At 76.7% G+C, this 20,179-nt stretch carries 1 protein-coding gene; it reads right to left on the minus strand.

The window, feature by feature from the left end:
- Positions 1-153 precede the first annotated feature (153 nt).
- Entirely contained in the window at positions 154-20,178 is a 20,025-nt protein-coding gene (locus ABZ861_RS16460) for a non-ribosomal peptide synthase/polyketide synthase (RefSeq protein ID WP_361630205.1), read from the minus strand.
- Between the last annotated feature and the right edge of the window lies 1 nt (position 20,179).

A 20,179-nucleotide genomic window follows, 5' to 3' on the forward strand; every position in this document is an offset into this window, starting at 1 on the left:
GCGTGTTCCTTAGCAGTCGGTGGGTTCCGGATGGGCTGGGCAGGTTCCCGATGGCTCGGGAGGGTCAGGGGGCGACGCGGGTCGGGGCGCGGGGGGACCGCGGGCCGTGCCGGGCGGCCCGGACGGCCTGCGACTCGCGGGGGCGCGGCAGGGTCACCGGCCGCCCCGGGCGTGCCGGGCGATGTGGCGCAGGGCCTCGGCGAACTCCTCGGCGACCCGCCGGACGGTCGCCGTGTCGTGCACGGCGGGCCGGTGGTGCCAGGTGAAGGCGAGACGGCCGTGCTGCACGGCGCCGACCACCTCCACCAGGTGCGAGCCGCTGTCCCGGGGGTCGTGGTCCAGGCCGAGGGAGCCGTGCTGGGCGCGGATCAGGCCGCCCTCGGACGTCTCGGGGTGGGCGTCCCACTGGCCGAGGTAGTTGAACACCACCTGGCCGTGGGCGCCGCCGAGGCGCTCGCGCACCTCGGGCGGCCCGAAGGCGCGCAGCGCGCCGAAGCCGATGCCGTTGCCGGGCACGGCGCGCAGTTGGCGGCGCACCGCCTTCACCAGGGCCCGCCAGTCGCGGTCCGCGTCCAGCAGTCCGGGTTCGGTCACCTCCAGGGCGACGGGGTGGACGCTGGTGAACCAGCCGACGGTGCGGGAGAGGTCGACGCCGTCCAGCAGGTCCTCGCGGCCGTGTCCCTCCAGGTCCAGGCGGACCCGGTCGTGGCCGGTCCAGCGGGCCAGGGCGAGCGCGAGGGCGGCCAGCAGGACGTCGTTGATGCGGGTGCGGTAGGCGGTGGGGGCGGCGCGCAGCAGGGCCTCGGTGTCCTCCTCGTCGAGTTCGACGCCGACCACCGCGGCCGGTCCCGTTTCGGCGTCCTCGGGCACGTCCGCCGGGGCGGGTTCGGCCCGCACCGCCTCCTCCCAGTGGGGCAGCTCGTGGTCAAGGCCGCCCTCGGCGACGTGCGCGGCGAGCGAGCGGGACCAGGTGCGGAAGCTGGTGGCGCGCTCCCCCAGGGTGACCTGGGCGCCCTGGACGGCCTGCTGGTAGGCGGTCTCCAGGTCGTCGGTGAGGATGCGCCAGGAGACGGCGTCGACGACCAGGTGGTGGGCGACGAGCAGCAGGAACACCGGCCGGTCCGCGTCGCCGGTGAACAGGGCCGCCCGCATCTGCGGGCCGCGGGCCAGGTCGAAGCCCGCGTGCAGCGCGTCGGCCGCCTTCTCCATCGCCGCGTCCGCGTCCGCGGCGGACAGACCGGACAGGTCGTGGCGGACGAGGATGCCGTGGTCGCCGCGCTCGGCGGCCTCGGCGGGCGGCGGGTTGAACTGGCGCCAGCCGTCGTCGCCGCGGGTGAAGCGCATGCGCAGGGCGTCGTGGTGTTCCAGGAGCGCGTCCAGGGCGGCGCGCAGGGCGTCCGGGTCTGGGGCGCCGTCGAGTTCGAGCAGCGCCGACTGGTTGAAGTGATGGTGGGCGACGCGCGGGGAGGTGAGGAACCAGTCCTGGATGGGGGTGAGCGGCACGTCGCCGGTGGCCGGGCCGTCGCCGTGGCCGCGGGGCGCGGTGCGGACGACGCCGGCCAGCTCGCCGAGGGTCTGGTGGGTGAACAGGTCGCGGGTGGCCAGGTGCAGTCCGTCCCGGCGCAGCCGGGAGACGACCTGCATGCTGAGGATGGAGTCGCCGCCGAGGGCGAAGAAGTTGTCGTCGACGCCGATGTCGCTCACGCCGAGCACGTCGGACCAGATCCGGGCGATGCGGCGCTCGGTGTCGGTGCGCGGCGCGGTGTGCGGGCCGCCGCCCGCCTGGGCGGGGCCGGGGGCGGGCAGGGCGGCGCGGTCGGTCTTGCCGTTCGGGGTGAGCGGCAGCCGCTCCAGCGGCACGAAGACCGAGGGCACCATGTGGGGCGGCAGCAGTCCGCCGAGGTGCTCGCGCAGGGCCGCGGCGGGCGCCCGCTCCGCGAGCGGCACGGCGGTCTCCGCTCCGTCGCCCGCGGGCGGCTCGGCCGGGACGACGTAGGCCACCAGCCGTGCGGGTCCCGCGGCGGCCTGCGGCGCCGGGGCGTCGGCGCGGACCACGACGACCGCGTCCCGCACCAGGGGGCTGCGGCGCAGCGCGCCCTCGATCTCCCCCGGCTCGATGCGGAAGCCGCGCAGCTTGACCTGGTCGTCCACGCGTCCGGCGAAGGCGAGTTCGCCGTCGGCCGTCCAGCGCACCAGGTCGCCGGTGCGGTACATCCGCTCCCCCGGCGCGCCGTGCGGGTCGGCGACGAACCGCTGGGCGGTGAGGCCGGGGCGGCCGAGGTAGCCGCGGGCGAGGCCGGGTCCGGCCGCGTACAGCTCGCCGGTGACGCCGGGCGGCACGGGGCGCAGGGCGGCGTCGAGGACGTACAGGCGGGTCGCGCCGGAGGGGCGGCCGATGGGCGGGGCGCCCGCCGCCGGGGACAGCGGCTGGGTCCAACTGGCGACCACCGTGGACTCGGTGGGGCCGTAGGAGTTGATCATCCGGCGGCCGGGGGCCCAGGTCTCGACCAGGTCGGCCGGGCAGGCTTCGGCGCCGACGATCAGGGTGCGCAGGTCGGGCAGTTCCGTGCCGGCCGGGACGGTGGCCAGCGCCGCCGGGGGGATCAGGGTGTGGCTGATGCGCCGCTCGGCGAGCGCCTCGGCCAGCCGGTCGCCGACCAGCGGCCCTTCCTCGCCTGCCACCAGGGCGGCGCCGCTGAGCAGCGAGGTGCACAGCTCCAGCACGGAGGCGTCGAAGCTGGGCGAGGCGAACTGGAGCACCCGGTCGCCGGGGCCGGCGGCGTACCGCTCGGCCGCCGCCGCGGCGAACGAGGCGAGGCCCCGGTGGGTGACGACGACGCCCTTGGGAGTCCCGGTGGAGCCGGAGGTGTAGATGACGTAGGCGGGGTGGGCGGCGGTGAGCGGGGCGGTGCGGTCGGCGTCGGCGGGCGCGGTGTCCGGTCCCTCCGCGGACCACACCTCGGCCTGGTCGTCCACGGTGCGGCACGCGCCCGCGTCGCGGATCATGAACTCGCGGCGCTGGGCCGGGTAGTCCGGGTCCACGGGCAGGAACGCGCCGCCGGCCTTGGCGACGGCGAGCTGGGCCACCGTCGTGGCGGCCGAGCGGGGCAGGGCGAGGGCGACCACCTTCTCGGGTCCGACGCCGTCGCGGATGAGCCGGTGGGCGAGCCGGTTGGCCGCCCGGTCGACGTCCGCGTAACTCCACTCCCGGTCGCCCTCGGCGAGGGCGACCGCTTCGGGGGTGCGGGCCGCCTGCCGTGCGAACAGGTCGGCCAAAGTGGCTTCCGGCACCGCGGGGAAGTCGCCCCGGCCCTGGTGCAGGAGGGCGCGCACCTCGTCGTCCGAGGTCAGCGGCAGGGCGCCGAGCGGGCGAGCGGGGTCTGCGGCGACCGCGGCGAGCAGGGCCCCGAGCCGGGAGGCGATCCGTTCGGCGGTGACCGCGTCGAACAGGTCGGTGTTGTAGGTGATCAGCCCGTGCAGCGTCCCGTCGTCCGCTTCGGCGAACTCCAGGGTGAGGTCGAACGCGGCCTGCTCCGAGCCGGATTCGACGTCGGCGACGTCCAAGCCGGGCAGGTCGAGGTCGGCGGCCGGGGTGTTCTGGAGGACGACCATGACCTGGAACAGGGGGCTGCGGCTGGTGTCCCGGACCGGCTGCACCTCGTCCACCACGCGCTCGAAGGGCACGTCCTGGTGGGCGAAGGCGTCCAGCACGGTCTGCCGGACTCCGGCGAGGAACTCGGTGAACGGCTGCCGGTCCTCGACCCGGGAGCGCAGCACCAGGGTGTTGACGAAGAAGCCGACGAGCCCTTGCGTCTCGGCCCGGTCGCGGCCGGAGGCGACGGTGCCGACGGCGACGTCCCGCTGTCCGGAGAGCCGGGCGAGGTACGCCTGGGCGGCGGCGACCAGCGTGGTGAACAGGGTGGTCCCGCGGTCCCGGGCGAGCTGGGTGAGCCGCTGGGCGGTGTCGGCGGGCACCGTGAGGCTGGCCGTGGCGCCGTTGCTGGTGCGCACGGCGGGCCGGGGGCGGTCGGTGGGCAGGTCCAGCGGCGCGGTGTCGGCCAGTTGCCGCTTCCAATAGTCGAGTTGCGCCTCCGTGCCGGCCCCGCCGGCGGTGCGCTGCCAGTGCGCGTAGTCGGCGTACTGCACCGGCAGCGGCGGGAGTTCGCCCTGCTCGGCGCCGAGTTCGGCGCGGTAGAGGTGGGCGAGGTCGCCGAGCAGGACCGAGGTGGACCAGCCGTCGGTGACGATGTGGTGCAGGGTGAGGGCCAGTACGTGGTCGTCGTCGGCGAGCCGGAACGCGAGGGCGCGCAGCAGCGGTCCCTCGCGCAGGTCGAAGGGGCGGGCGCGCTCCTCGGCGAGCAGCCGGCCGAGGGCCGGCTCCCGCTCCTCGCCCGGCAGCCGCGTCAGATCGCGCAGCGGCAGCGGCACGTCGTGCGGCGGGTGGACGATCTGGACGCCGTGGCCGTCGGCGCTGTCGAAGGTGGTGCGCAGCGACTCGTGCCGGGCCGCCAGGGCGGTGAGGGCGGCGGTCAGCGCGTCGGTGTCCAGGGGGCCGCGCAGGCGCAGGGCGAGCGCGGTGACGTACTCGGCGCCGCCGGGCGCGAACTCTTCGAGGAACCAAAGGCGTTGCTGGGCGTAGGACATCGGGGTCGGGGCCGTCGCGTCGCGCGGGACGGGGACGATGGCCGAGCGGGCGGGGGGCCGCTGCTCGGCGAGCAGGGCGGCGAGTCCGGCCGGGGTGGGGCGGGTGAAGACGTCCCGGGGCGTGAGGTCGGCGCCGAGGGCCTCGGTGAGGCGGGCGGCGAGCCGGATGCTGAGGATGGAGTCGCCGCCGAGCTGGAAGAAGTCGTCCTCGACGCCGGGCGGTTCGATGCCGAGCACCTGGCCGAAGACCTCGACGGTGCGGCGTTCGGCCTCGGTGCGCGGTTCGACCCGCTCGCGTGCGGCGGGGGCCTGGGGCGCCGGGAGGGACGCCCGGTCGACCTTGCCGTTGCCGCTGAGCGGCAGCGCGTCGAGCGGCACGAACGCGGAGGGCACCAGGTAGTCGGGCAGCGCGCGGCCCGCGAAGTCCGCGAGTTCCGCGGCGTCCTGGCCGGCCGGGCCGACCACGTAGGCCACCAGCCGTTTCGCGCCGGGTCCGTCCTGGCGGGCCAGGACGGCCACGTCCACGACGCCGGGGTGGGCCGCGAGGACGGCTTCGACCTCGCCGGGCTCCACGCGGAAGCCGCGGATCTTGACCTGGTCGTCGGCGCGTCCCAGGAACTCCACGGCGCCGTCGGGGCGGCGCCGGGCCAGGTCGCCGGTGCGGTACATGCGGTCTCCGGGCGGACCGGCGGGGTCGGCGAGGAAGCGGGCGGCGGTGTCGCCGGGGCGGCCGAGGTAGCCGCGCGCGACGCCCTCGCCGGACAGGTACAGCTCGCCCGCGCAGCCCGGCGGCACCGGCCGCATGCGGGCGTCGAGCACCTGCACGCGCATGTCGTCCAGGGGATGGCCGATGGGCACGGCGCCGGGGACGGCCGCGGGGTCGCTGAGGGCGAAGGACGTCGCGAAGGTGGTGGTCTCGGTGGGTCCGTAGCCGTCCACGACGCTCAGGCCGGGGCAGGCGGCGAGCACCCGGCGCACGGCCGCGGCGGGCACGACGTCGCCGCCGGTCCAGACCTGGCGCAGCCCGGCGAAGCAGTCCGGGGCGTCCTGGGCGAGCAGCCGGAACACACCGGCGGTCAGCCACAGCGCGGTCAGCTCCCCCGCTCCCGCCAGCCGCCGCAGCAGGGCGGCGTCCACGGTCTCCTGGGCGGCGACGACCACGCGTCCGCCGGTGAGCAGCGGCGTCCACACCTCGAAGGTGGCGGCGTCGAACGCCACCGGGGAGTGCAGCAGCACCCGGTCGCACACCCCGCTGGCGAAGCGGCTGTCGGTGGCCAGCGCCGCCACGTCGCGGTGCCTCACGGCGACCGCCTTGGGACGGCCGGTGGAGCCGGAGGTGAACATCACGTAGGCAAGACGGTCCGGGTCGGCGGCCGGCGGCTCGGCCGTCACGGCGGCGCCAGTGCGGGCGGCGGCGACGTCGGCGGCGGTGAGCCGGACCGCCACGCCCGCCTGGGCGAGCAGGACGTCGCGGCGCTCCTTCGGGGCGCGGGTGTCCACGGGCAGATAGGCGCCGCCCGCGACGAGGACCGCGAGCTGGGCCACGACGAGGGAGGCCGAGCGGTCCATCAGCAGCGCCACCCGGTCCTCCGGGGCGAGGCCGTCGGCGACGAGTCGGGCGGCGAGCCGGTCGGCCCAGTCCGCGAGTTGACGGTACGTCAGTTCGGTGTCGCCGTCGCGGACGGCGACGGCGTCCGGGGTGCGGCGGGCCTGTGCGGCGAACAGGCCGACGGGGCTGGCCGGGACGGCGGTGCGGGCCGGGGCGTTCCAGTCGGCCAGCAGCTCGCGGTCGGCCGGGGTCAGCGGGTCCAGGTCGGCGAGGTCGCCGTCGAGGCCGTCGGCGAGCGCGGTGAGCAGCACGGCGAGGCGCCCCACGGCGCGCTCGACGGTGGCGGCGTCGAACAGCGCGGGGTCGTAGGCGAGGTCGAAGCCGAGCCGTTCGGCGAGGTGGGCGCGCAGGCACCAGGGGAAGGTGGTGGCGTCGTCGGCATGCACCTCGGCCACGTGCACGCCGGTGCGGGCGGCGGCCGCCTCGTCGACCGGATAGTTCTCGAACACCACCATGCTGTCGAACAGCGGCTCCCCGGCGGGGACGCCGGTGCGGGCCTGGATGCGGGGCAGGGCGAGGAAGTCGTGCCGGCGCGCCTCGCTCTGCGCCTCCTGGAGGCCGCGCAGCCAGGGCAGCACCGCGCCCCGGGGCAGCCGGACCCGGGTGGGCACGGTGTTGATGAACATGCCGATCATGCTCTCGACGCCGGGGAGTTCGGCCGGGCGTCCGGAGACGGTGGCGCCGAACAGCACGTCGTCGCGTCCGCTGGTGCGGGCCAGCAGCAGCGCCCAGGCGCCCTCCACCACGGTGTTGACGGTCAGTCCCGCGCGGGCGGCGGTCCGCCGCAGCCGCTCGGAGACCCGCTCGTCCAGCTCGCGGCGGACCAGGGCGGCGGAGCGGGCGCGGTGCGCCTCGCCGGGCGTGCGGTCGTACGGCAGCGGGGTGCGGGCGGTGAACCCGGCCAGCGCGTCCGCCCAGTGCTCCTCGGCCGCCGTCTCGTCCTGCTCGTGCAGCCAGCGCAGGAAGTCGGCGAACGGCCGCCGCACCGGGGGCGCGGCGTCGGGGCCGCCGGTGAGCGCGGCGTAGCGCTCGCACACCTCGGTGAGCAGGTGCCCGCTGCTCCAGCCGTCCAGGGCGATGTGGTGGGTGGACCACAGCAACAGCACCTCGTCACCGGGCAGCGCGGCCAGGGTGAGGCGGGTGAGGGGCGCGGTGGTCACGTCCATGCCCGCGGCGCGGTCCTCGGCGAGCAGCCGCCCGGTCTCCTCGGTGCGCCGCTCGGCGGTGAGAGCGCGCCAGTCGAGGTGGCGGACGGGCAGTTCGGCGCGGCGGTGGACCACCTGCACCGGGTGCGGCAGGTCGCGCCAGTGCACGCTGGTGCGCAGCGCCGGGGTGCGGTCGGCGACCTGCTGCCAGGCGGCGGCGAACGCCCGCGGGTCGGCCACCCCGGACAGCCGTACCGCGATGCGGTCGAAGTAGGCGCCCTCGGTGTCCACCAGGCCGTGGAAGAGCATCCCGGACTGGAGCGGGGTGAGCGGCAGCACGTCCTCGACGTGCCGGCCGTCGCCGACGAGCCGGTCGAGCCGGTCCTGCGGCAGCCCGGCGAGCGGGTAGTCGGACGGGGTGCGGCCGCCCGCTTCGGGGCGCGCGCAGTGCGCGGCGATGTCGCGCAGGGCCGCGGTCATCCCCTCGGCGAGCGCGCGCACCGCGTCCTCGTCGTACACGGCCGCCGGGTAGGTCCAGCCCAGTTCGAGCCGTCCGCCCTGGACCACGCCGGTGACGTCCAGGACGTACGGGCGCGGTGCGGCGGGGTCGGTGTCGCGGCCCGCCGGGGGCAGGGAGGCGCGGTAGAGGCCGTCGTCGTCGCCGCCGGCGTCCCACTGGCCGTGGTAGTTGAAGCCGACCTGCGGGGCGGGCGCGCCGGTGAGCGGGCCGTCGGGCAGCAGGTGGCGCAGCGCGCCGTGGCTCAGTCCGTGCAGCGGGACCGCGCGCAACTGCTCCTTGACCGAGCGGAGGGTGTCGTGCCAGCCGGCGGCCGGGTCGACGCGCAGGGCGAGTGGGAACTCGGCGGTGAACCAGCCCACCGTGCGGGACAGGTCGACGTCGGCGAAGAGATCCTCGCGGCCGTGGCCCTCCACGCCGATCAGGACGGCGTCCCGGCCGCACCACTGGGCGAGGGTGTGGCCGAGGGCGCTGAGCAGCACGTCGTTGATCTGGGTGCGGTACACGTCGGGGACGCGGCGCAGCAGGGCGTCGGTGGTCTCGGCGTCCAGGGCGACGGTGACCGTGGCGGCGTCGCCGTAGGCGTTGGGTCCGGGCCGTCCGGCGGGCAGCTCGGCCGGGGCGTCGCCGGTGCGCCGCCAGTGGTCCAGGTCGGCGTCGAGGGCGCCGGAGCGGGTGTGCCGCTCCAGGCGCTGGGCCCAGTGGCCGAAGGAGGTGCCGGCGGGCGGCAGCGTCGCGGGCCTCCCGTCCGCGGCCGCCCGGTACGCGGCGGCGAGGTCCGCCAGCAGGATGCGCCAGGAGACGCCGTCGACAGCGAGATGGTGCACGGTGACGACGAGCTGGCCGGGCCGCTGGGCGCCGCGGTCGAAGAACAGGACGCGGACGACCCGGCCCGCGGTGGGGTCGAGGGCGGCCTGCGCCTGGTCGGTGAGCCGCTGGACCTCGGCCTCCAGCGCCGCGTCGTCGAGCCCCGCCGCGTCGTGCCGGACGAAGACGGCGTCCGGAGCGCCGGGAAGGGGTTCCTGGCGCCAGCCCGCGTCGCCGTGCGCGAAGCGGGTGCGCAGGGCTGCGTGCCGGTCCACCAGGGCGTCGGCGGCCCGGCTCAGGCGGGACGCGTCGGCGCCGGGGGCCAGTTCGAGGCGCTGGGTCATGGTGAAGCGCAGCGGGTCGCCGGGGCCGCGGCCGTCCAGGTACCAGCGCTGGATCGGGGTGAGGGGCGCCTGGTCCGGGGGCCGCTGGCCGGAGACGGCCGCGGCGGGGGCGGTCTCCCCCGCGCACAGGGCGAGTTCGGCGACGGTCTGGTGCCGGAAGACGTCCTTGGCGGCGAGGGCGAGTCCGGCCTGCCGGGCGCGGGAGACGATCTGGATGCTGAGGATGGAGTCGCCGCCGAGCGCGAAGAAGTTGTCCCGCGCGCCCACCCGTTCGACGCCGAGCACCTCGGACCAGATCGCGGCCAGTCGCTCCTCTGCCCCGGGCCGGGGCGCGACGTACGAGGTGAGTCCGTCGGGCTGCGCGGGCGGGTCGGGCAGGGCGCGGCGGTCGGTCTTGCCGCTGGTCGTGCGGGGGATCCGGTCGAGCGGGACGAACGCGGCGGGCACCATGTGGTCGGGCAGCGTCTGCCGCAGCCGCAGCCGCAGGTCGTCGGCGGAGGGGGCGGCGTCCCCGGCGGGGACCACGTAGGCGACGAGCATCAGCCGGCCGGCGTGCTCGCGGGCGGCGACCGCGGCCTCGGCGACGTCCGGGTGGCCGAGCAGGGCGCTCTCCACCTCGCCGGGCTCGATGCGGAACCCGCGGATCTTCACCTGCTCGTCGGCCCGGCCCAGGAACTCCAGGAGTCCCGCCCGGTCCCAGCGGGCCAGGTCGCCGGTGCGGTACATCCGCTCCCCCGGCGCGCCGAACGGGTCGGGCAGGAAGCGTGCGGCGGTCAGGCCGGGCCGGTTCAGGTAGCCGCGGGCCACCTGGGCCCCGGCGAGGTACAGCTCGCCGGGGACGCCGGGCGGCGCCGGGCGCAGCGCGGCGTCCAGGACGTAGGCGCGCAGGCCGCCGCCGGGGCGGCCGATGACGGGGCGGTCGGGGCGGTCGGCGCAGCGACCGTAGACGGCGTCGACGGTGCACTCGGTGGGCCCGTACATGTTGTAGACGGCGATGCCCAGCTCGTCCTCGGCGGCGGCCAGTTCGCGCCAGGCGGCGGCGGAGACGGCCTCGCCGCCGACCAGCAGCAGCCGCGGGCAGTGCCGGCCGGGGGCGAGCAGTCCGGCGGAGGTGAGTTCGCGCAGGAAGGACGGGGTGACGTTCACCAGGTCCAGGGCCTCGTCGGCGATCTGGGCGCAGAACGCCTCGGGGTCCAGGCGCACGTCGTCGTCGATCAGGTGCACCTGCTGGCCGAGGGCGAGCAGCAGCGGCCCTTCCCAGGAGGTGTCGAAGGAGAACGAGGCGCTGAGCGCGGCCCGCAGCCGGCCGCCGTCCGCGGTGTGCGGGGCGACCAGGTGCGCGCGGTGGTCGTGGCAGAGGTTGACCAACTGCCGGTGTTCGACGGCGACGCCCTTGGGGCGGCCGGTGGAGCCGGAGGTGTAGATGAGGTACGCCGTGTTCTCCGGCCGCAGCGGGCGGACGCGGTCGGCGTCGGTGGGATCGTGCGAGGGCAGCCGGTCCCAGTCCAGCGCGCGCAGGTCGTCCTCGGTGAGCACGCTGTGCGGGCGGGCGTCCTCCAGGAGGAACCGGGCGCGCTCCTCGGGCAGTCCCGGGTCGAGGCTGAGCAGCGCGGCGCCCGACTTGGCGACCGCGAGCAGCGCCGCCACCAGGTCGCTGGTGCGCGGCAGCCGCAGGGCGACCACGGTCTCGGGGCCGGCGCCCAGGGCGATGAGGTGGTGGGCGAGCCGGTTGGCCCGCTCGTTGAGCGCGGCGAAGTCGTGGGCGCCGTCGCGTGCCACCAGGGCGGTGAGGTGCGGGGTGCGGGCGGCCTGCGCCTCGAACAGGGCGGGGAAGGTGCTGTCCGGCGCGGGCAGCGGCTGGCCCTGCCCGTGCCGCAGCACCCGCTGCCGTTCGGCGCCGCTCATCAGCGGCAGGTCGCCGACGGCGCGGTCCGGGTCCTCGGCGGCGGCCTCCAGCAGGATGCACAGCCGGGCGGTCAGGTCCTCGGCGGTGTCGGCGTCGAACAGGCCGGTGCTGTACTCCAGATGGCCGGTGAGGCCGCCGTCCTGCTCGACGAAGTCGAAGGCGAGGTCGAAGGTGGCGTTGCGGACCGGCGGGGTCACCGGCCGCACCTCCAGGCCGGGCAGCCGGGGCGCCTCGGCGCCCAGGTTGTGCAGGGCCACCATGACCTGGAACAGCGGGGTGCGGCTGGTGTCCCGCTCCGGCTGGAGGGCGTCCACCACGCGTTCGAAGGGCACGTCCTGGTGGGCGACGGCCTCCAGGACGGTGCCGCGCACCTCGGACAGCAGCGTGCGGAACGGCAGGTCCGGGCGCACCTGGGCACGCAGCACCAGGGTGTTGACGAACATGCCGACCACGTCGTGCAGTTCGGGCCGCTCCCGGCCCGCGGTGACGGTGCCGACGGTGACGTCCTGCTGGCCGGCCCAGCGGGCGAGCAGAACCTGACAGGCCGTCAGCAAGGTCATGTACAGGGTGGCGTCGGCCTCCCGGCCGCGCTCGCGCAGCCGGTCGGTGAGCGCGGCGGGCAAGGCGAAGGTGACCAGGGCGCCGTCGCGGGTGCGCACGGCCGGGCGCGGCCGGTCGGTGGGCAGCTCCAGCGGCGTGACGCCGTCCAGCGCCCGCCGCCAGTGCGCGAGATCGGTCTCGGCCTGCTCGGTGCGGGTGCGCTGCCAGGCCGCGTAGTCGGCATACCGCACGGACGGCTCGGGCAGGTCGGGGCGGCGGTCTTCCAGGGCCGCCGCGTACAGTTCGCCGAGGTCGCGGCCGAGGACGCCCATGGACCAGCCGTCGGTGACGATGTGGTGCACGGCCAGCACCAGGACGTGCTCCCCGTCCTTCTCGTCCTCCCCGTTTTCCGCGTTCGTCTCGTTCTGCTCGCCGGTGAGCCGGGCCAGCCGGGCGCGCAGCAGCGGACCGGCGCCCAGGTCGAACGGCTGGGCGGCCTCGCGGTCCACCAGGGCGTCCAGCGCGTCGGCGTCCGGGCAGTCCTCCACCGGGAGGTCGACCGGCGCGGGCGGGCGGACGATCTGCCGGGCCTGGCCGTCCTGCTCGCCGAAGACGGTGCGCAGCGACTCGTGCCGGGCGACCAGGCCGTCCAGCGCCGTGTGCAGGGCGGACCGGTCGAGCGGGCCGGTGAGGCGCAGCACCGACAGGGTCGTGTACTCGGTGCTGCCCGGCTCGAAGCGGTCCAGGAACCACAGCCGCTGCTGGGCGTGGGACAGCGGCGCGGGCGCGGCCGGGTCGGCGGCCGGGATGGCGCGGGCCGGCGCCGCGGGCGCGTCGGGTGGGTCGCCGAGGGCGGCCGCGAGGTCGGACAGCGTCGGGTGGGTGAACAGCAGCCGCGGCGAGACGTCTGCGCCGAAGGCGGCGCGCAGCCGGGAGGTGACGCGTACGGCGAGGATGGAGTCGCCGCCGAGGGCGAAGAAGTCGTCGTCGGCGCCGATCTCGCCGGTGTCCAGGACGTCGGTCCACGCGGCGGCGACCAGCCGTTCGGCGGCCGTGCGCAGCGGGGTCCGCTCGGCGTCGGCGGCGAAGCCGTCGGGGCCGGGCGCGGGCAGGGCGCGCCGGTCGAGCTTGCCGTTGGGGGTGAGCGGCAGGGCGGGCAGCGGCACATAGGCGGCGGGCACCATGTGCGCGGGCAGCGACCGCTCCAGGTGCGCGCGGAGTTCGGCGGCGGGCGGCGGCGGCAAAACGTCGGCGCCGCTGCCGGCGCCGACGACGTGGGCCACCAGCCGCCGGGTGCCGGCGGCGTCCTCGTAGACGCCCACGGCGGCGGCGCCCACCCCCGGGTGGGCGTGCAGGGCGGCCTCGATCTCGCCGGGTTCGATGCGGTAGCCGCGGATCTTCACCTGCTGGTCGGCGCGGCCCAGGTACTCCAGGGCGGCGTCGGCCCGCCAGCGGGCCCGGTCGCCGGTGCGGTACATGCGGGCGCCGGGGCGTCCGAACGGGTCGGCGACGAAGCGGGTCGCGGTGAGGCCGGGCCGGTTCAGGTAGCCGCGGGCCAGGCCCTCTCCGGCGACGTACATCTCCCCGACCGCGCCCGGCGGCACGACGTTCAGCGCGCCGTCGAGGACGTAGACCCGCAGGTCGGGGATGCCGGCGCCGATGGGGCTCGCGGCGCCGGGGCGGGCCGCCGCCCGCTCCAGCGGGGCGTAGGTGACGTGCACGGTGGTCTCGGTGATGCCGTACATGTTCACCAGGCGCGGCGCGTCGTCCGGGTGGCGGGCGTACCAGTCGGCGAGCCGGGACACGTCCAGCGCCTCGCCGCCGAAGACCACCGTGCGCAGCGCCAGCCGGGCGCTGACGTCGGGGAGTTCGGCGTCCGCGCGGACCAGCGGGTAGAACGCGGACGGCGTCTGGTTGAGGACGGTGACCTGTTCGTCGGCGAGCAGGCGCAGGAAGTCCTCCGGGGAGCGGGCGGTGTCGTCGGGCACGACGACGAGCCGGCCGCCGTGCAGCAGCGGGCCCCACAGCTCCCAGACGGAGAAGTCGAAGGCATAGGAGTGGAACAGCGTCCACACGTCGGTGTGGTCGAAGCCGAACCACTGGCTGGTCCGGGTGAACAGGCGGACCACGTTGGCGTGCGGGATGACGACGCCCTTGGGGCGGCCGGTGGAGCCGGAGGTGTAGATGGCGTAGGCGGGGCTCTCGGGCAGCGGCCCGCGGTCCGGGCCGGCCGGGCCGGTCACCGGGCGCCGGGCCAGGTCGGCGCGCACCTCGGGGTCGTCCAGGCGCAGCACGGGCACGGCGCCGTCCCCGGCCGTCTCCGCGGCGGTCACCCAGGCCGCCGGGGCGGCGTCGGCGAGGAGGTGGGCGACGCGTTCGGCGGGGAGCTTGGGGTCGACGGGCAGGTAGGCGGCCCCGGTCTTGAGGACGGCGAGGACGGCCACCACCAGGTCGGCGCCGCGGGGCAGCGAGAGGGCCACGAACCGCTCCCGCCGCGCCCCGAGTTCGGCCAGGCGGTGGGCGAGCCGGTTCGCCCGCGCGTCCAGCTCGGCGTAGTCGAGGCGGTCGTCGCCGCAGGTGACGGCCTCGGCGGTCGGGGTGCGGGCGGCCTGCGCCTCGAAGAGGCCGACGAGGGTGTCGGCGGGGCGGCCCTCCTCGGCGCCGTTCCACTCGGTGAGCAGGCGGCGGCGTTCCTCGGCGGTCGTCCAGGCGAGCGCGCTCAGCGGGCGCTCGGGGTCGTCGGCCAGCTCGGTGAGCAGCAGGCACAGCCGGTCGGCGAGCGCCCGCACGGTGGCCGCGTCGAACAGGTCGGGGTCGTAGGCGACGTCGAAGCCGAACCGCTCGCCCTGGTAGGCGCGCAGCACCAGCGGGTAGTTGGTGGCGTCGCGCGAGGAGACGTCGGCCAGCCGCACTCCGGAGCCCGCCGAACTCGTGTCGTCGAAGGGGTAGTTCTCGAAGGCGACCATGCTGTCGAACAGGGCGGCGCCGGTCGGCACGTCGCTGAGCGCGGTGAGTTCGGCGAGGGACGCCGCGGCGAAGCGGCGCGCGTCGGCCTGCGCCTCCTGAAGCTCGCGCAGCCAGGCGGCGGCGGTGCGCCCTTCGTCGACGCGGACCCGGGTGGGCAGCGTGTTGATGAACATGCCGACCATGGACTCCACGCCCGGCAGGTCGTCGGGGCGTCCGGAGACGGTGGTGCCGAACAGCACGTCCGGCTCGGCGGCGTAGCGGGACAGCAGCAGCGCCCACGCGCCCTGCACCACGGTGCCCAGGGTGAGTCCGGCCGCCCGCGCGGCGCCGCTCAGACGTGCGGACGCGGCGTCGGAGAGGGCGGCGGTGTGCACCCCGGCGGAGCGGGTCTCGTGCCCGGCGCGGCGCGGCCGGTCCACGGGCAGCGGGGTCGGGGAGGCGAAGCCGTCGAGGACGGCGCTCCAGTGCGTGCGGGCGGCCTCGGCGTCCTGGTCGGCGAGCCAGCGCACGTAGTCGCCGAAGGGCCGGCGCACGGCGGGCTTCGGTTCGGCGCCTGCGGTGAGGGCCGTGTACTCGGCGAACACGTCGGTGAGCACCTGGGCCAGGCTCCAGCCGTCCAGGATCAGGTGGTGGGAGGTCCACAGCAGGTGCAGCCGGGCGTCGGGCAGCCGGACGAGGGTGAGCCGCATCAGGGGCGCGGCGGCCAGGTCGAGGCCGCGCGCCAGGTCGTCGGCGCGCAGCCGCTCCAGCCGGGCGTCCCGCTCGGCCTCGTCCAGCGACCGCCAGTCCGCGTGCTCGACGGGCAGCCGGACCTGGCGGTGCACGACCTGGAGCGGGGCGGGCACGCCCTCCCAGACCACCGAGGTGCGCAGGGCCGGGGTGCGGTCGACGACCCGCTGCCAGGCGGCGGCGAGCGCGTCGGGGTCGTTCACCCCGTCGAGGAGCAGCGCGGCCTGGTCGACGTACACGTCGTCGGGGCCGCCGACCAGCCGGTGGAAGAGCATGCCCTCTTGGAGCGGGGTGAGCGGCAGCAGGTCCTCCACGGACCGGCCGTCTCCGGCGACGCGGTCGACGCCGGCCTGGTCCAGGCGGGCCAGCGGGAAGTCGGAGGGAGTGCGTCCGCCCGCGCCGGGGCGCGCGCAGTGCTCGGTCACCTCGGTCAGCGCCCGCACCAGGCCGTCCGCGAGGTCCTGGACGGTGCTCTCCCGGTGCACCTGGTCGCTGTAGTGCCAGGTGATCTCCAGCTCGCCGTCGGCGACGGCGGCCGACACGTCCAGGAGGTGGTCCAGCGGCTCGGCGGCGTCCATGTCCCGGCCGAGCGTCTCGGCGGCCGGGGCGAAGTCCCCTCCCTCGGCCGTCTCCCACTGTCCGTGGTAGGTGAAGCACACCTGGGGCAGCGGCAGTTCGCGCAGGGCGGCGGCGGCCTCGGCGGGCGAGCCGAGCCGGGCCAGCGCCTCGTAGCTCAGTCCGCGCCGGGGCACGGCCCGCAGCCGCTCCTTGACGGACTTCAGCGTGGCGCCCCAGTCGGGGGCGCCGGGCGGTCCCGCCGGGGCGAGGGTGACCGGGTACTGGGTGGTGAACCAGCCGACGGTACGGGAGAGATCGGCGCCCTCGGCGAGGTGGTCCTCGCGGCCGTGGCCCTCCAGGGCGACGGTCACCTGCTCGGCGCCCGCCCAGTCGGCGAGCACCCGGCCGAGCGCGCTCAGGAGCACGTCGTTGACCTGGGTGCGGTACACGCCGGGGACCCGGCGCAGCAGGGCGTCGGTGGCGGCGCGGTCCAGGCGGCCGCGCACGGTGCGCACCGAGCCGGCCAGCGGGGCGCCGGGCAGGTCGACGGGCAGCGGGGTGCGCGGCCGGGCGGTCTCGGCGGTCCAGTAGGGCAGGTCGTCGTCGAGGTCCGCGGACCGCACCCGTTCGGTCAGCCGCCGGGCCCATGCGGTGAACGGCGTGTGCTCGGGGTCCAGTCGCGGCGCCTGGCCGTTCGCCGCCTGCCGGTAGGCGACTTCGAGGTCGGCGAGCAGCACCCGCCAGGAGACGCTGTCGACGGCGAGATGATGCGCCGTCAGGAACAGTTGCGGGCGGCCGCCGTCGGCGGGCGGCAGCAGGGCGGCGCGCAGGAGGGCGCCCGTGGCGGGGTCGAGGGCGGCGCGGGCGGCCTCGGCGGCCTCGGTGCGGGCGGCGGCGTCCGGGGCGTGGCAGCGGGTGAGGAGTCCGGCGGCCGGGCCGGCGCCGGGGTGCTGCCGCCAGGCGCCCGTGCCCGCGTCCTGGGCGAACCGGGCGCGCAGGCTGGGGTGGTGGGCCACGACGGCGTCCAACGCGCGGTTCAGCGCCGGCTCGTCGAGGTCGTGCGGCAGGTCGAGCAGCATCGACATGCTGAAGTGGCGCAGCGGGCCGTGCGTGGCGAAGAACCACTCCTGGACCGGGGTCAGCGGGCCGGGGCCGTCCTCCTGCGGGCGGCGCGGCACGGGCACGGCGGCGGTGCGCGGGGACGCGGCCGCGGCCAGGGCGGCGACCGTCTGGTGGCGGAAGACGTCCTGGGAGTTCAGGTGCAGCCCGGCGGCGCGGGCCCGGGAGACGGCCTGGATGCTGAGGATCGAGTCGCCGCCCAGCTCGAAGAAGTTGTCCGTGACGCCCACCCGGGTCACGCCCAGCACCTCGGCCCAGATGCCGGCCAGGATCTCCTCGTCCGGGGTGCGGGGCGCCGTGAACTCCCTTTCCGCGTCGCCGCCTTCGACGTCGGGGGCGGGCAGCGCGCGGCGGTCCAGCTTGCCGCTGACGGTCAGCGGCAGCGCGTCCAGCGCGGTGAACGAGGACGGCACCATGTGGTCGGGCAGCACGCGGCGCAGGGCCGCCCGCAGCGCGGCCGCCTCCAGCCGGGCGGCGCCGGGCGCCGGGACGACGTAGGCGGCCAGCCGGAGGTGGCCCTGCGCGTCGGGCGCCGCGACGACCGCGGCGGCGGCGGTCCCGGGCAGGTAGAGCAGGGCGGCCTCGATCTCGCCGGGCTCGATGCGGTGGCCGCGCACCTTGACCTGGTCGTCGGCGCGCCCGAGGTAGTCCAGCCGTCCGTCGGCGGTCCACCGGGCCAGGTCGCCGGTGCGGTACATGCGGGTTCCGGGCGGCCCGTACGGGTCGGGCAGGAACCGTGCCGCGGTCAGGCCCGGACGTCCGGCGTAGCCCCGGGCCACCTGCTCGCCCGCCAGGTACAGTTCGCCGCCGACGCCGGGCGGCGCCGGCTGGAGGCGGTCGTCCAGCACGTAGGCGCGGGTGTTGGGCAGCGGGCGGCCCACCAGGGGCCGGCCGGCGCCGTCGATCCGGCAGGCCAGGGCGTCGACGGTGCACTCAGTGGGGCCGTAGAAGTTGTAAGCGGCCACGTCCGGGACGGCGGCCAGCTCGCGCCACAGGGCCGGGCCGATCGCCTCGCCGCCGAGCATGAGGACGCGGGGGCGGTGGCGCGGGTCGGTCAGCAGTCCGGCGGGCAGCAGTTGGCGCAGGTAGGACGGGGTCAGGTCGAGGAAGTCGACGCGGTGCTCGACGACGTACTCGACCAGCGCGGCCGGGTCCATCCGGGTCGTCTCGTCGACCAGGTGCAGGGGGTGGCCGTCGGCGAGCAGCAGCACGCCTTCGAGCGAGGTGTCGAAGGAGAACGAGGCGGTGAGCGCCACCCGCAGCGGGCCGCCGCCCGCGTCGGCGACGAACCCGGCCCGGTGGGCGGCGAGCAGGTGGGCCGCCGCGCGGTGCGGCACGGCCACGCCCTTGGGGCGGCCGGTGGAGCCCGAGGTGTAGATGACGTAGGCGGTGTGCCACGGGTCCAGCGGGGCCGGCCGGTCGGCGTCGGTGGGGTCGGTGTCGGGTGCGTCGGCGGGGACCGCGGCGAGCGCGGCCTCGTCCAGGACCAAGGCCGGGCGGGCGTCGTCCAGCAGGAAGCGGACGCGTTCCTCGGGCAGGGCGGGGTCCAGGGGCAGGTAGCCGGCGCCGGACTTCCACACGGCGAGGATGGCCGTGATCATGTCGGCGGTGCGCGGCAGCCGCAACGCGACCAGCCGTTCGGGTCCGGCGCCGCGCGCGATGAGGTGGTGGGCGAGCCGGTTGGCGCGGGCGTTGAGGTCGGCGTAGTCCAGCCGCTCCCGGCCGGCGACCAGGGCGAGGGCGGTGGGGGTGCGGGCGGCCTGCGCCTCGAATATCTGCGGGTGGAGGGCGTCGTCGACGGGGAGGGCGGTGGCGTTCCAGTCGTGGGTGACCTGGCGTGCCTCCTGCTCGGACAGCAGCGCGAGGGCGCCCAGCGGCCGGTCGGGCGCGGCCGCGGCCTCCTCCATGAGCCGGAGCAGTTGCCCGGCCATGCGGCGGGCGGTGGCGGGGTCGATCAGGTCGGTGCGGTATTCCAGCAGGCCGGTCAGGGCGTCGCCGTCGGGGACGAACTCGATGCTCAGGTCGAAGGTGGCCGCGTTCCGGGGGACGGCGACCGGGGCGGCGGCCAGGCCGTGCGGGGCGCTCGCGGCGGGCGGGTCGGGGTGCAGCAGGACCATGGCGTCGAACAACGGGTTGCGGCCCGCCTCGCGGCTGGCGCCGACCGCCTCCACGATCCGTTCGAAGGGCGTGTCGCCGTGTGCGAAGGCGTCGTTGACCGTCTGGGCGGTCCGGTCCAGCAGACTCCGGAAGGAGTCGGCGGCCTCCACCGGGGTGCGCAGGACGACGGTGTTGACGAAGAAGCCGACGGCCCGTTCCAGGTCGGTGCGGGAGCGGCCGGGGGTCAGCGAGCCGATGACGCTCTCGTCCTGGCCGGACCAGCGGGCGAGCAGCGCCTGAGCCGCGGCGACCAGGGCCGTGTAGAGGGTGGTGTGCCGCGCGGCGGCGAGGTCGCGGAGCCTGCCGGTGAGCGCGGCGGGGACGGTGAAGGCGTGCACGGCGCCCTCTCCCGCCTCCTCGCCGTTCCGGGGCCGGTCCAGGGGCAGTTCCGGGGCCACCGCACCCGCCAACTGCTCCTTCCAGTAGGCGAGGTGGCGCTCCAGCCGGGCGCCGGACAACTGGTCGCGCTGCCAGGCCGCGAAGTCCGGGTACTGGGTCGCGACCGGCGGCAGGGCCGGTGCGTCGCCGCGTGCCAGGGCGTCGTAGACGGTGACCAGTTCGTCCAGGACGACGCCCATCGACCAGCCGTCGGTGACGATGTGATGGGCGGTCAGCAGCAGGACGTGGGAGCCCGCGGCCTCGCGCAGCAGCAGGGCGCGCAGCAGCGGCCCGGCGCCCAGGTCGAAGGAACGGGAGTACTCCGCGAGCAGCACCGCGTCGAGGTCCGCGGCGGCCACGTCCCGGACCGGCAGCGGCACCGGGCCCGCCGGGCGCACCCGCTGCGCGGGGCGGCCGTCGGTCTCCTCGAACGTGGTGCGCAGCGCCTCGTGGCGGCCGGCGACGACGGCCAGGGCCTTTTCGAGGGCGGCGCGGTCCACGGCGCCGGTGAGGCGCAGCGCGACGGCGCTGTTGTAGCGGGCGTCGCCGGGCCGCAGCCGGTCCAGGAACCACAGGCGCTGCTGGGCGAAGGACAGCGGCAGCGGGCGGTCGCGGTCGGCGCGCGGTATGCCCGCGGGGCCGCCCGGGGCGCCGGACGCGCTCTGGGCGCGTCCGGCCAGCCGGCGGCGCAGGGCCTCCCGCATCTCCTCGGGCAGTGCTTCGGCTCGGTCTCGCCTGGAAGGCTTCGAAGACGTCATG

Source organism: Streptomyces sp. NPDC046985 (assembly GCF_040644415.1).
In the GTDB taxonomy this organism is placed as follows: domain Bacteria; phylum Actinomycetota; class Actinomycetes; order Streptomycetales; family Streptomycetaceae; genus Streptomyces.